Raw genomic sequence first — 13,823 nt, forward strand, 5'->3', positions numbered from 1 at the left:
TCAGCCGAGACACTGCGGACCGAGCAGTCCCTTCAGCTCGCCGTAGAGGTCGACGGTGACACTCACGGGGATCGGCACCTCGAAAACCTTCGCCGCGCCGGCCCTGTGCAGTTTCAGCGTCACCTCGGTGTCGCCGCGGTGACGGCCGAGAACCTGCGCGAGCTCACCGATCGTGGTCTCCGTCGCGCGATGTTCGGGGATCATCAGGATCAGTGGGCCACCGGCATCCACCGCCCCCAGGTCGGGCGCGAACGCGGACTGACCGTGCAGGTTGAGTCCGTCGTCACGAACCGACACACGCCCGCGCACGGCGAGGATCGAGTCGGCGACGAGCATCGACTGGAACTCGGTGTACGTCTTGCCCATGAACATGACGGTCACCTCGCCGTCGAAGTCCTCGACGGTGATCATGCCGTACGGGTTGCCGCTCTGCTTCGCGACGCGGTGCTGGACGCTGGTGACCAGACCCGCCACGGTGACCTGGTCGCCGTCGTTCACGTCATCCGAGGCCAGCAGGTCGTGGATCGACGTGGAGGCGTGCTTGGCGAGCGGGATCTCCAGGCCCGCCAGCGGGTGGTCGGAGACGTAGAGACCGAGCATCTCGCGCTCGAAGGCGAGCTTGTCCTTCTTGGTCCACTCCGGCCGCTCGGGTACTTTCTGCACGGCGTGCGGCTCGTCGTCGCCCCACAGGCTGTCGAAGTCGAACCCGACCTCGCCGTTGGCCTCACGGCGCTTGTCGAGGACGGCCTGCTCCGTGGCGTCCTCGTGGATCTCCATGAGGGCGCGGCGGGTCGAGCCGAGGGAGTCGAACGCCCCGGCCTTGATGAGCGATTCGACCGTGCGCTTGTTGGCGACGTGGACCGGGACCTTCGTGAGGAAGTCGTGGAAGCTCGTGAAGGACTCTGCGGCGCGGGCGGCGATGATGCCGTCCACGACGTTGGTCCCCACGTTGCGCACGGCGCCGAGCCCGAAGCGGATGTCTTCGCCGACGGCGGCGAAGTAGCGGATCGACTCGCCCACATCGGGCGGCAGCACCTTGATGCCCATGCGGCGGCACTCGTTGAGGTAGACGGCGAGCTTGTCCTTGGAGTCGCCGACGCTCGTCAGCAGCGCAGCCATGTACTCCGCGGGATAGTGGGCCTTCAGGTACGCCGTCCAGTACGACACCAGGCCGTAGGCGGCCGAGTGCGCCTTGTTGAAGGCGTAGTCCGAGAACGGCAGCAGGATGTCCCACAGCGACTTGATCGCCGCTTCGCCGAAGCCGCCTGCCACCATGCCGCCGTGGAAGCCCTCGTACTGCTTGTCGAGCTCGGACTTCTTCTTCTTGCCCATCGCGCGGCGGAGGATGTCGGCCTGACCGAGGCTGAACCCGGCCACCCGCTGGGCGATCGCCATGACCTGCTCCTGATAGATGATCAGGCCGTAGCTGGTGTCGAGGATGTCGCGCAGCGGCTCCTCGAGCTCGGGGTGGATCGGGGTGATCTCCTGCTGCCCGTTCTTGCGCAGCGCGTAGTTGATGTGCGAGTTCGCACCCATCGGACCCGGCCGGTACAGCGCGATGACGGCCGAGATGTCTTCGAAGTTGTCGGGCTTCATGAGCCGCAGCAGCGACCGCATCGGGCCACCGTCGAGCTGGAACACGCCCAGCGTGTCACCGCGGGTCAGGAGGTCGTAGGCGGACTGATCGTCCAGCGTGAGATCTTCGAGCACGAGCTTCTCACCGCGGTTGGCCTCGATGTTGTCGAGCGCGTCATCGATGATCGTGAGGTTTCGCAACCCCAGGAAGTCCATCTTGATGAGCCCGAGCGACTCGCACGCCGGGTAGTCGAACTGCGTGACGATCTGGCCGTCCTGCTCGCGCTTCATGATCGGGATGATGTCGATCAGCGGCTCGGACGACATGATGACGCCGGCGGCGTGCACGCCCCACTGGCGCTTCAGGTTCTCCAGGCCCACGGCGGTGTCGAAGACGGTCTTCGCTTCGGCGTCGGTCTCGATCAGCGCACGGAACTCGCTGGCCTCTTTGAAGCGCGGGTGCTCGCGGTCGAACATGCCGTTCAGCGGCATGTCCTTGCCCATGACGGGCGGCGGCATCGCCTTGGTCAGCTTCTCGCCCATGCTGAAGGGGAAGCCGAGGACGCGACCGGCGTCCTTCAGCGCCTGCTTGGCCTTGATGGTGCCGTACGTGACGATCTGTGCGACGCGCTCGTCGCCGTACTTCTCGGTCACGTACTGGATGACCTCGCCGCGGCGACGGTCGTCGAAGTCGACGTCGAAGTCGGGCATCGAGACGCGGTCGGGGTTGAGGAAGCGCTCGAAGATCAGACCGTGCTGCAGCGGGTCGAGGTCGGTGATCCGCATCGCGTAGGCGGCCATCGAGCCGGCACCCGAACCGCGGCCGGGGCCGACGCGGATGCCGTTCTCCTTGGCCCAGTTGATGAAGTCGGCGACCACGAGGAAGTACCCCGGGAAGCCCATCTGCACGATGACGCCGGTCTCGTACTCGGCCTGTTTGCGCACATCGTCGGGGATGCCGGCGGGATACCGCACCTGGAGACCGGTCTCGACCTCCTTGATGAACCAGCTCTCCTCGGTCTCGCCGTCGGGCACCGGGAAGCGGGGCATGTAGTTCGCCGATGTGTTGAACTCGACGTCGCAGCGCTCAGCGATCAGCAGCGTGTTGTCGCACGCGATCTCGCGATCGCGGAAGACCTGGCGCATCTCGGCCGAGGTCTTCACGTAGTAGCCGTCGCCGTCGAATTTGAACCGCTTGGGGTCGTCGAGGGTCGAGCCCGACTGCACGCACAGCAGCGCCGCATGGCTTGTCGCGTCGTGCTGGTGCGTGTAGTGCAGGTCGTTGGTGGCCACGAGCGGGATGTCGAGGTCGGCCGCGATCTTCATCAGGTCGGTCTGGACGCGTCGCTCGATCGACAGACCGTGGTCCATGATCTCGCAGAAGTAATTGTCTTTGCCGAACAGATCCTGGAACTCGGCGGCGGCGGCCCGCGCCGCGTCGTACTGGCCGAGCCGGAGGCGGGTCTGGATCTCACCGGACGGGCAGCCTGTGGTCGCGATCAGGCCCTTGCTGTACTTCTGCAGCAGCTCGCGGTCCATGCGGGGCTTGAAGTAGTAGCCCTCGAGGCTCGCCTTCGAGGAGAGCCGGAAGAGGTTGTGCATGCCCTCGGTGGTCTCCGACAGCAGCGTCATGTGGGTGTAGGCGCCCGAGCCCGACACATCGTCGTCGGACTGGTCGGGGCCGCCCCACTTCACTCGCGATTTGTCGGAGCGGTGCGTGCCGGGGGTGACGTACGCCTCGATGCCGATGATCGGCTTGATCCCGGCATCCTTCGCCGTCTTGTAGAACTCGTAGGCGGCGAAGGTGTTGCCATGGTCGGTGACGGCGATCGCGGGCTGCTCGAGCCGCGCCGCCTCTTGCACCATCGAGCCGATGCGCGCTGCGCCGTCGAGCATCGAGTATTCGCTGTGCACGTGCAGATGGACGAAGGAATCGGATGCCACCGTTCGAGTCTACGGACGGGTCCGACATCGTCGGCCGGGCACGCGGGCTTCCCCCGCGCCCGCGGGTCCAGGTCGATTCACGCTCCACATGAAGGTGAAGGTTCAGGGTTTTCTCCGGCTCGTCGCCGTCGTCACGCGCCCGCAATGGCGCACACTCGTGTCATGACGGATGCTGTCGTCCCTGTCCCCGGTCACGCCCGCACGGCGTCGACGATCAGCCCCGGCCGCGGGCTGGCGGTGTTCTGGATCGTCGCAGCGGTCCTCGGCGGCGTCGTGTCGTTCCTGCTCTACCTGGAGTACATCGGTCAGCTGACCGGCGGCACGCCGATCGTGAGCTGCGACGTCAGCCCGCTCGTCACATGCGGGCCGAACCTGCTCTCCCCCGGCGGCAATCTGCTCGGGTTCACGAACTCGATCATCGGCATCACGATGTTCCTCGGGCCGATCTATGCGGCCGTGGCCTCGTTCGCCGCCCCCGGAGGCCTCCGACCCTGGTTCTGGCGCGTGTACACGATCGGCCTGACCGCCGCCTTCGCCCTCGTGCACTTCTTCGCGTGGCGCAGCGTCTTCGAGTACGGGTCGCTCTGCCCGTGGTGCATGATCGTGTGGCTCGTCACGATCCCCCTGTTCTGGTTCACGCTCGGCTGGTCGTTGCGCGACGGTGTCTGGGGCGAGAAGGTGCGCGGAATCGGGGCCGGCCTGTTCTCCTGGGCCGTGCTCATCACGATCCTCGACTACGTGCTGATCGCCGGCACCGCGCAACTGAGGCTGGACGTGCTCGGCTCGCTGTTCTGAGTCACCGGTCGCGCCGCATCAGCACCCTGGGAACCCGCCGAGCACCGATGCCGTGTCGGCGGAGCATCGGGTTGTCCTTGCTGGGGATGCGGCAGCTCGGTGCCGGAACGCACCTAGGCTGGCAGGCATGGCCACCCCCGAGTTCGTCCTGTCGCTGCGTGAACGGATCGGACACGATCCACTCCCGCTGGTCGGCGTCACGGCCGTCGTCTTCAAGGACGAGAGGATCCTGCTCGGCAAGCGTGCCGACAACGGCCGGTGGCAGTGCGTGTCGGGCATCGTCGACCCGGGCGAAGAGCCCGCCGACGCCGCCGTGCGCGAGTGCCTCGAAGAGGCGGGCGTCGTCGCTCGCGCCACGCGGCTCGCGCTCGTGCAGCAGATCCCCCGGATCGTGTACGCGAACGGCGACCAGGTCGACTACCTCGATCTGGTCTTCCGCTGCGAGTGGGTCTCGGGCGAGCCGCATCCCGCCGACGGCGAGTTGACCGAGGTCGGCTGGTACGGGCTCGGTGAGCTGACCGAGGTCGACCAGTCCCACGTCCGCAAGATCGCCCTCGCCGTCGCTGAGGACGATCCGTCGGCCTTCCGAGGGGGTCGCTGACGGTGGCCGAAGCGCACTCTGTCGCCGATTTCTGGCGACGCGCGGCCTCTGCTGCCGGAGCCGACCCCACCGCGGCCGTCCCCGAGGCGTGGGGCTTCGCCGACACCCCCGCCCTGGCCGATGCCCTGCTGGCAGCGGTGATCTCGGGACGCAAGACCGGCACGTCTACGAGTCTCGCCGAGCTCGAGGCCGACGGCGAGGCCGTCCCGCGCGAGGGTGAGTTGTCGATCCTGATCGACGGCTCCCGCATCCCGCGTGCGCTCATCCGCACGACGCGCATCGAGATCCGCACCTTCGATGAGGTGGATGCCGCGTTCGCGGCCGCCGAGGGCGAGGACGACCTCTCGCTGGAGGCGTGGAGGGCAGGGCACGCGGAGTACTTCGAGCGGGTGCTCGCTCGTCGCGGACTGCCGGTCTCGCAGCTCAGCTCGCTGCCGCTCGTGCTCGAGCGCTTCGAGCTGCTGTACTCGGAGCCGTAGCCGATCAGTCGCCGCGCAGCACCTCGAGCGCGTGGGCGAGGTCGGCGGGATAGTCCGATGTGAACTCGACCCAGTCGGACGTGCCCGGGTGCGCGAACGCGAGCCGGTGCGCGTGCAGCCACTGCCGCGTCAGTCCCAGATGCGCCGCGACGGTGGGGTCGCCCCCGTAGAGCGGATCGCCGATGCAGGGATGCCGGTGGGCGGCCATATGCACGCGGATCTGATGGGTGCGCCCGGTCTCGAGGTGGATCTCGAGCAGCGCGGCCCGCGGGAACGCCTCGATCGTCTCGTAGTGGGTGGTCGACTCCTTGCCGTCGGGGACGACGGCGAACTTCCAGGAGTGGCTCGGATGCCGGCCGATGGGAGCCTCGATCGTGCCCACCAGCGGGTCGGGGTGTCCGTGGACCACGGCATGGTAGATCTTCTCGACCTCGCGCTCTTTGAACGCACGCTTGAGAGCCGTGTAGGCCCGCTCGCTCTTGGCCACGACCATCAGCCCACTCGTGCCGACGTCCAGGCGGTGCACCACGCCTTGGCGCTCGGCCGCACCTGTGGTGGCGATGTTCACGCCGCCCGCGGCGAGGGCGCCGAGGACCGTCGGGCCCTCCCACCCCAGCGAGGGGTGCGCCGCGACGCCGGCCGGCTTGTCGACCACGACGATGTCGTCGTCGTCGTAGACGATGCCGAGGTCGGGAACGGCCAGCGGCACGATCTCAGGCTCGCGCTTGGCCTGCCACGACACGTGCAGCCATGCGCCGCCGACCAGCTTGTCGGATTTGCCGAGCGTGCGGCCGTCCTGCACGGCGCCACCGGCCTCGGCGATCTCGGCCGCGAACGTGCGGGAGAAGCCGAAGAGCTTGGCGAGACCGGCATCCACCCGGACACCGTCCAGCCCATCGGGCACCGGAATTGCGCGCGACTCCATCAGTCGCGGGGCTGTTCTGCGTCGTCGTCGGCGACCGCGTCCGTGACGATGTCGGCGTCGGCGTCGGGGACGGATTCGACCATCTTCGGCTCGCGCGTACCGTCGAGGTGAAGGCCGATGAGCACCAGGATCGCGACGCCGATCATCATCGTGACGATGAACATGTCGGCGACGTTGTAGATCGCCGAGGGGAACCACAGCCACATCCACGGCGTGTGGATGAAATCGATGACCTCGCCCACCGGGAACCCGGGCGCGCGGATCAGCCGGTCGACGAAGTTGCCCAGGATGCCGCCCAGCAGCAGTCCCAGCACGATCGCCCACGCACGCGAGCGCACCCGAGTGATGCCGAGGAAGATGATCGCCCCGGCGGCGACGGCCAGCACGATCGTGAAGATCCAGGTGTAGCCCTCAAGGAGAGAGAACGCCGCACCCGGGTTTCGGGTCAGGTAGAACTGCAGGAACTCGCCCCACACCTGAACCGGCTCCTGGAAGGGCAGGTTCTGGAGGGCGAGATACTTCGTGAACTGGTCGGCGACCAGCACCAGCACCGCAAGAAGCGCGATGATGCTGCCGGCCGCCGCCGCACGGAGGGGGGCCCGGCCTGTCAAAGGCGAAGCCTAGGAGGCTGCGATCGGAGTGGCACCCGACGGCGAACCCGACACATCGAGGTCGCGGAGCTTGCCCTCGATGAAGCCGCGCAGCTGCACGCGGTAGTCGTGCTCGAAGTTGCGCAGCTCGGTGATACGGGACTCGAGCTTGGCGCGCTCGCCCTCGAGTCGGGCGACCTCGTCACGGCCACGGGCCTCGGCCTCGGCGAGGATCGATGCGGCCTGGGCCTGTGCCTCGGAGACGAGCTTCTCCTTCTGCGCGATACCCTCGGCGACGTGCTCGTCGTGCAGCCGCTGTGCCAGCTCGATGATGCCGGCCGACGCGGCCGCGGGTGCTGTGGCCTCGGCGACGGGCGCTTCGGCGGGGGTCTCGACGGCGGCCACCGGAGCGGGCACCTCCTCGACGACGACGGGCTGCTCGGCCGGCTCCTCGGCGACGGGGGCGGCGGCAGGCGCGGGCGTCGCACCGGACTCGTACGCGGCGAGCTTCGCCTTCAGTTCCTCGTTCTCGGCGATGGTCTTGCGCCACTCGACGACGATCTCGTCGAGGAAGTCATCGACCTCATCGGGGTCGAATCCCTCCTTGAACCGAACGTGCTGGAACTGCTTGGTGACGACGTCTTCGGGGGTCAAAGCCATGGTGTTTCCTCTTTCGGGGCTCACTGCGCGGGGCGATGCGGGTGACCCGCGACACCCGCGAGCCGTACCCACTCAGCATAGTGCGCACGTTCACGGCGCGCGAGAATCGACCGACCTGCGGCGACTCAGACGCTGCCGATGACCCGCACGATCGACAGCAGGATGAAGCACGAGAGCATGGTCAGCGGGAACCCGAGGTCGATCGCGATCGTTCCCAGGCGCAGCGGAGGGATCAGGCGCCGGAAGAAGCGGATCGGAGGATCCGTGATCGTGTAGACGATCTCAGCGAGCACCAGGCCGAAGCCCTGGGGGCGCCATTCCCTGTTGAACAGCGGGATGTACTCCATGATGAGCCGCGCGAGCAGCACCAGGATATAGATCAGCAGGAGGAAGTTCGCGAGGGCGGCGACGAGCCGTACGATCTCCACGGTTACTGCGGGAAGGCGGCAGCCTCGGGCTCGGCCTGCGCAACGGCGCCGTCTCCCGACACCGCGATGTTCTCGGGCGAGAGCAGGAAGACCTTGCTCGTGACCCGCTCGATCCGCCCGTACAGTCCCAGCGACAGCCCGCTCGCGAAGTCGATGAGGCGGCGCGCATCGGCGTCGCTCATCTGCGAGAGGTTGATGATGACGGGGATGCCGTCACGGAAGTTCTCCGCGATGACCTGCGCGTCGCGGTACTGCTTCGGGTGCACCGTGAGGATCTCGCTGACCGTGCCCGCGGTCGGCTGACGCACGACGGCGGGGCGGTGGATCGGGGTCACCGGAGCGGGCTGCTTCTCGACGGAACGCTCGCGCCGCACCGGGGTCTCGGCCGCCGGCTCGTCGTAGACGTCTTCTTCGTCGGCCAGGCCCAGGTACACCATGGTCTTCTTGAGCGGGTTCGACATCGCATCCTCCGTTTGCTCGTCTGTTCCGAGGTTAACCGTGCACGGGCCTCGGACCCGTGATTGCCGAGCCGATCCGCAGGTGTGTCGCACCTGCAGCGATCGCCTCGGCGAAGTCGCCTGTCATTCCCGCCGAGATCCAGCGTGCGTCCGGGACCACCCGTCGCACCGACTCGCCGGTTGCGGCCAGCCTCGCGAACGCCGCCGCGGGCTCTTCGTCCAGGGGCGCGACACCCATCACGCCGCGCACGCGCAGTGTGGGGCAGGATGCCGCGACGTGCGCCGCGAGCTGTTCGACGCCATCCGGCGCGACGCCGCCCCGCCCGGGGTCGGCGGTCAGGTTCACCTGCAGCAGCACGTCGAGGACAGGGGCGCCCTCGTCGCCGGCGCGGTCGAGCGCATCGGCGAGCCGGGCGCGGTCGACCGAGTGCACGACGTCGGCCGCGGCGCGGATCGCGCGGACCTTGTTCGTCTGCCCCTGGCCGATGAAGTGCCAGCGCAGGCCCAGTGCGGCGACGGCCGGGTCGCCTCGCTTGGCGGTCAGCTCCTGCTGGCGGTTCTCGCCCACGTCGCGCACGCCGAGGGCGCGTAGTTCGGCGATGAGCGATGCGGGGTGGAATTTCGTCACGACGATGCGCGTGAGCTCGGAAGGGTCACGGCCCGCCGAGCGCGCGGCATCCACGATGCGCGCGTCGACGTCGGCGAGCCGTGCCTTCAGATCCACCGGGATTACTTGAGGAAGTCGGGGACGTCGAGGTCGTCGTCGCCGAACACCGAGTCGTGGTCACTCGAGGACGAGACCGGCGCGCTGACCGAGACGGTCTCGCGCAGGTCGGCGGCCTCGGGGACCTCGATGCCGCGTGCGGCCTCGTCGGCCGGCACCGAGGGCAGCACCGGTGCAGACACCGGACGCTGGGCGGTGATCGGCTCGACCTTCAGCTGCGGCTCGCCGCCGTCGAAGCCGGCCGCGATGACCGTGACCCGCACCTCGTCGCCGAGCGTGTCGTCGATGACGGTGCCGAAGATGATGTTCGCCTCGGGGTGGGCCGCTTCCTTGACGAGCTGGGCGGCGTCGTTGATCTCGAAGATGCCGAGGTTCGAGCCACCCTGGATCGACAGCAGCACGCCGTGCGCACCCTCGATCGACGCCTCGAGCAGCGGCGATTCGACGGCGAGCTCGGCCGCCTTGATCGCACGGTCGGCGCCGCGTGCCGAGCCGATGCCCATGAGCGCGGAGCCCGCACCCTGCATGACCGACTTGACGTCGGCGAAGTCGAGGTTGATGAGACCCGGAGTCGTGATGAGGTCGGTGATGCCCTGCACACCGGCCAGGAGCACCTGGTCGGCGGTGGCGAACGCCTCGATCATCGAGATGCCGCGGTCGCTGATCTCGAGCAGGCGGTCGTTCGGGACGACGATGAGAGTGTCGACCTCTTCCTTCAGCGAGGCGACGCCGATCTCGGCCTGCTGCTGACGGCGGCGGCCTTCGAACGAGAACGGCTTGGTGACGACACCGATGGTCAGGGCGCCGATCGACTTGGCGATGCGGGCCACGACCGGAGCGCCGCCGGTGCCCGTGCCGCCCCCTTCGCCGGCGGTGACGAAGACCATGTCGGCGCCCGCGAGTGCCTCCTCGATCTCCTCCGCGTGGTCTTCGGCAGCGCGACGGCCCACCTCGGGGTCGGCTCCCGCGCCGAGGCCGCGGGTGAGCTCACGACCGACGTCGAGCTTGACGTCGGCGTCGCTCATCAGCAGCGCCTGCGCGTCGGTGTTGACGGCGATGAACTCCACGCCGCGCAGACCGAGCTCGATCATCCGATTGACGGCGTTGACGCCGCCGCCGCCCACACCCACGACTTTGATAACCGCGAGGTAGTTCTGGTTCTGGCTCATGCCGGCCTCCGTCTTCGTCCGAACCGTTGTCTAAACCTTTAACCTCAAGTAGAGGTTTAAAGAATTGCCGAGTATGCAATTCCTTGGATTGAAAGTAAGCGGCGCGGATGCCGGTGGTCGCCAGGCCGTGGGCGTGTCGCGACATCGGCCTGAAAGGTCGTGTCGGAGGCGCCTGATAAGGGGTGGATCGCGGGTCTGCCGGCAGCCCCGAGCCCGAGCACGGGGGTTCGGTTGGCCCTCGCGCCGGGTTCAGTTGGCGCTCGCGCCGGGAACCACGTCGATGTTTCCGGCACACGCGCCAACCGAGCCCGAGCGCGCCAGCTTCTGTTTCCGGCACACGCGCCAACGAATGATCGCGTCAGCTGACGACGAGGGCGCCGGGTGAGGAGACGTCATAGGTGTCGACCCCGTCCGGGGGCAGCTGGGCCATCGCCGTCTCGAGCACGATCGCCTTCTGCGCGGACTGGTCGGCCGTCCCCCACACGACGGTCGTATCGGTCTCGCCGAGCACGAAGGATACGTCGCTGGCCGTCGTCGCCGACAGCTCGGTGATCTGCGCGCGGATGTCGTCGGGCAGCGAGCGGAACACGGTGCCCACCGCCGCGAACGCGCGCGAGTCGACTCCGCCGCGGACGTCGAGCAGCGGATGGCCCTCGGGGGGCTCGGGAGTCGTCGACAGCGCCACGCCGGCGGCGTCGACGAGGGTGTAGCCGGCCGGCGACTCGATCGCACCGATCGGCGTGCGCTCCACAACCCGCACGACGAGCTCGTGCGGCGGGCGGGCTTCGAGCGTGTAGGACTCCACGAGCGGGAAGGCGACCAGCGCGGCCTTCACCTCGCTGGAGTCGACGAGGGGCAGCGGGGTGCCGACCTGGCCGGCCAGCGCCTCCTCGACCGCGGCGCCGTCGAGTGTGGATGCTCCGACGACCCGGACTCGTTCGACCGCGAACAGGGGGCTGTAGGCGGCGCCGAGGGTGCCCAGCACGAGCGCGGCGACGGCGATGCCGGCCGTCAGCCAGATCCGGCGCCGGCGCCGCTGCCGCGCGGTGAAGCGACGTACCTCCGCGCGCAGCGCTCTGCGCCGGGCGCGTGCCGCCGCCCACACCTCGCGCACGCCGATCTGGCCGGGTTCGCCGTCGGCGCCCCGTCCGGGCACCGTGCCGCCATCGCGGTCAGGATCGGTCCCGGCGGGGCGCGAGGACAAGGGCGTGTCGGCGACGGTGGCGGAAGGGCGGCGCGCCATCGGGCCGATGGTGTCGTAGAACTCGACCGGCGCGGTGGCCGGATCGTGCGGGCCGTCCGCGTCGTCACCGCTGTCAGTGCCGGATGCAGGTGCGTCTGCCTCGCCGTCGGCATCCATCGCCCACGGATCGGTGGTCAGTGTGTCGGGCTCGGCGGCCCCGGCATCCACTTCTTCGAAATCGGTGAAGCCGGGGTCTCGCCGCGGCGGGGGTGCCGGCAGCGGACCGGGCCGGCGCATGTCAGTCCTCGCTCCGGGTGAGCGAGTCGAGCACCTGCGGGATGATCAGGTTCACGTTGCCGCAGCCGAGCGTGATGATGAAGTCGCCCTCACGCGCGACCGCGGCGGTGTAGTCGGCGGCCTGCTGCCAATCGGCCACGAAACGCACGTGGCCGGCGTCGCGGAACGCTCCGCTGACGAGCTCGCCCGTCACACCGGGGATCGGATCCTCACGCGCGCCGTAGACGTCGAGCACGACGGTGTGGTCGGCACCGGTCTCGAGGACGTCGGCGAACTCGCCGTACATCTCCTGCGTGCGCGAGTAGGTGTGCGGCTGGTGCAGGGCGATGAGGCGGCCGTCGCCGACGACGGTGCGCGCGGCTGCGAGAGCCGCGGCGACCTCGGTCGGATGGTGCGCGTAGTCGTCGTACACCGCGACGCCCCGCTCGACGCCGTGGAGCTCGAACCGGCGCGCGGTGCCGCCGAAGCTCTCGAGGGCACGCGCGGCGAGTTCGAGCGGGTGCCCGAGGGCGACGAGCACGGCGACGGCACCGGCGGCGTTGATCGCATTGTGGATGCCGGGAACCTTCAGCCACATGGCCTCGCGATGCCCGGCGTGCGTCAGCGTGAACGAGACCGGGCCGTCGGCGGTGATGTCGGTGATGCGCACGTCGGCGGTGGGGGCCTCACCGAACGTCAGCACGTGCGGGTGGGTGAGCTGTGCCGCCACGCGCTGTGCGCCGGGGTCGTCGGCCGAGATGACCACCGCCTCGCGGGCGTCGTTCCCGAACTGCACGAACCCGTCGTAGAACGCGTCGCGCGTGCCCCAGTGGTCGAGGTGGTCGGGGTCGACGTTGGTGATCAGTGCGACCGAGGTGTCGTAGAGCAGGAACGTGCCGTCGGACTCGTCGGCCTCGATGACGAACAGTTCGTCCGAGCCGGTCGCGCTCGAGACGCCGAGGTCGGCGATCACTCCCCCGTTGACGAACGTGGGTGCCGTGCCGAGGCCTCGGAGGGCCGTGACGATCATGCCGGTCGAGGTCGTCTTGCCGTGGGCGCCCGCGACGCTCACGAGGCGCCGCCCGCCGATGAGCCAGTGCAGGGCCTGCGAGCGGTGGATGACGTGCAGGCCGCGCTCCTTGGCCAGCAGGAACTCGGGGTTCTCGGGCCAGATCGCTCCGGTGTGCACGACGGTGTCGGCATCGAGGGGCAGGTTCGCGGCGTCGTGGCCGACGAACACGGTCGCGCCGCGCTCGGCGAGGGCGCGCAGCCCGGGACTGTCGGCGCGATCCGAACCCGACACCCGGATTCCCCGGTCGAGGAACATCCCGGCGAGGCCGGACATGCCGGAGCCGCCGATGCCGATGAAGTGCGCGGCGGTGATGTCGTCGGGGATCGGCAGGCTCAGGTCGGGTCGAATCATGGCCCGTCAAGTCTAGGTCGGCGCTCCTGCGAGGAGCCTGCGGCGCGCTGGCCGGTGCGCGTCCGTCGGACGCATCCCGGCATCCGGAGCAGACACCCTCAGCGACTGTTGCAATATTCCCACATGCGGTATCGGCTGGGGGTTGATCGCCACGCTCCCGCTTGTCTGGTGCCTCGGCTTCCGGCGCGCGCGTCCGCTGCACCGGTGGGGTCCGCCGGCGTCCATCGCGCTCGGGATGCTCGTCCTCGCGCTCGAGAACCTGTTCGGCTCGGGGGCCGACGGAATCTTCCCCATGCTCCTGATCGCGGCGGCCCTCACAGCCGGCGGCATCGCCTGGCTGATCGGCACGATCGACCGGCTCGGCAGCGCACGCCTCGTGGTCGCCGTGTCGGCCGGCATCGCCATGCTCGTGCTGAGCGGGATGCTGCAGGCGCTTCCGTTCGTGCTGCCCTTCGCCGCGGTGGCCGTCGCCGCGCTGCCCCGCGGCCACCGGGCGCGTCCTCCGGCATCCAGAGCTCAGATCGTCAGCCCCTGAAACCGGAAGTCCCGTCGAGATTGCGGACACTGTCTCGCCCAGTAGACCCGACGCGCAG

At 68.9% G+C, this 13,823-nt stretch carries 14 protein-coding genes; 4 read left to right on the forward strand and 10 right to left on the reverse strand.

Features of this window, described 5'->3' with window-relative positions; translation table 11 throughout:
• Complete coding sequence (gene dnaE, locus BKA10_RS05900) at nucleotides 1–3,471, reverse strand: DNA polymerase III subunit alpha (RefSeq protein ID WP_206686607.1); 3,471 nt, start codon at nucleotides 3,469–3,471, stop codon at nucleotides 1–3.
• 210 nt (nucleotides 3,472–3,681) lie between these two features.
• Between dnaE and BKA10_RS05905 the strand changes: the two genes are divergently transcribed.
• The 3 genes from BKA10_RS05905 to BKA10_RS05915 all read left to right on the forward strand — a co-directional run bounded on the left by BKA10_RS05905 (nucleotide 3,682) and on the right by BKA10_RS05915 (nucleotide 5,394).
• The gene (locus BKA10_RS05905; protein WP_183499041.1) at nucleotides 3,682–4,314 is read left to right on the forward strand and encodes a vitamin K epoxide reductase family protein; all 633 of its coding nucleotides are present in this window, start codon (nucleotides 3,682–3,684) and stop codon (nucleotides 4,312–4,314) included.
• A gap of 127 nt (nucleotides 4,315–4,441) precedes the next feature.
• A complete protein-coding gene (locus BKA10_RS05910) occupies nucleotides 4,442–4,915 on the forward strand; it encodes an NUDIX hydrolase (protein WP_183499042.1) in 474 nt (157 codons plus the stop codon).
• A 2-nt stretch (nucleotides 4,916–4,917) separates the two neighbouring features.
• A complete protein-coding gene (locus BKA10_RS05915; protein ID WP_183499043.1) occupies nucleotides 4,918–5,394 on the forward strand; it encodes an ASCH domain-containing protein in 477 nt (158 codons plus the stop codon).
• Nucleotides 5,395–5,398: 4 nt separating this feature from the next.
• Here the strand turns inward: BKA10_RS05915 and BKA10_RS05920 are convergent, their stop codons facing one another.
• The 9 genes from BKA10_RS05920 to murC all read right to left on the reverse strand — a co-directional run bounded on the left by BKA10_RS05920 (nucleotide 5,399) and on the right by murC (nucleotide 13,230).
• The gene (locus BKA10_RS05920) at nucleotides 5,399–6,319 is read right to left on the reverse strand and encodes an RluA family pseudouridine synthase (protein ID WP_183499044.1); all 921 of its coding nucleotides are present in this window, start codon (nucleotides 6,317–6,319) and stop codon (nucleotides 5,399–5,401) included.
• The gene (gene lspA, locus BKA10_RS05925; protein WP_183499045.1) at nucleotides 6,319–6,930 is read right to left on the reverse strand and encodes a signal peptidase II; all 612 of its coding nucleotides are present in this window, start codon (nucleotides 6,928–6,930) and stop codon (nucleotides 6,319–6,321) included. The genes BKA10_RS05920 and lspA overlap by 1 nt, the downstream gene beginning before the upstream one ends.
• 9 nt (nucleotides 6,931–6,939) lie before the next feature.
• A complete protein-coding gene (locus BKA10_RS05930; protein ID WP_183499046.1) occupies nucleotides 6,940–7,569 on the reverse strand; it encodes a DivIVA domain-containing protein in 630 nt (209 codons plus the stop codon).
• Between the two features lie 125 nt (nucleotides 7,570–7,694).
• A complete protein-coding gene (locus BKA10_RS05935; RefSeq protein ID WP_183499047.1) occupies nucleotides 7,695–7,997 on the reverse strand; it encodes a YggT family protein in 303 nt (100 codons plus the stop codon).
• 2 nt (nucleotides 7,998–7,999) lie between these two features.
• Nucleotides 8,000–8,458, reverse strand: coding sequence for a cell division protein SepF (locus BKA10_RS05940; protein ID WP_183499048.1), 459 nt, complete (start codon nucleotides 8,456–8,458; stop codon nucleotides 8,000–8,002).
• A gap of 31 nt (nucleotides 8,459–8,489) precedes the next feature.
• Entirely contained in the window at nucleotides 8,490–9,179 is a 690-nt protein-coding gene (locus tag BKA10_RS05945) for a YggS family pyridoxal phosphate-dependent enzyme (RefSeq protein WP_183499049.1), read from the reverse strand.
• Between the two features lie 5 nt (nucleotides 9,180–9,184).
• Entirely contained in the window at nucleotides 9,185–10,348 is a 1,164-nt protein-coding gene (gene ftsZ, locus BKA10_RS05950; RefSeq protein WP_183499050.1) for a cell division protein FtsZ, read from the reverse strand.
• Between the two features lie 358 nt (nucleotides 10,349–10,706).
• Nucleotides 10,707–11,828: an FtsQ-type POTRA domain-containing protein gene (locus tag BKA10_RS05955; protein ID WP_183499051.1), complete on the reverse strand. Its 1,122-nt coding sequence runs from the start codon at nucleotides 11,826–11,828 to the stop codon at nucleotides 10,707–10,709.
• Between the two features lies 1 nt (nucleotide 11,829).
• Nucleotides 11,830–13,230, reverse strand: coding sequence for a UDP-N-acetylmuramate--L-alanine ligase (murC, locus tag BKA10_RS05960; RefSeq protein ID WP_183499052.1), 1,401 nt, complete (start codon nucleotides 13,228–13,230; stop codon nucleotides 11,830–11,832).
• Between the two features lie 142 nt (nucleotides 13,231–13,372).
• Between murC and BKA10_RS05965 the strand changes: the two genes are divergently transcribed.
• A complete protein-coding gene (locus BKA10_RS05965) occupies nucleotides 13,373–13,765 on the forward strand; it encodes a hypothetical protein (protein WP_183499053.1) in 393 nt (130 codons plus the stop codon).
• The last annotated feature ends 58 nt before the right edge of the window (nucleotides 13,766–13,823 follow it).

The organism is Microbacterium invictum (assembly GCF_014197265.1).
GTDB lineage: Bacteria > Actinomycetota > Actinomycetes > Actinomycetales > Microbacteriaceae > Microbacterium > Microbacterium invictum.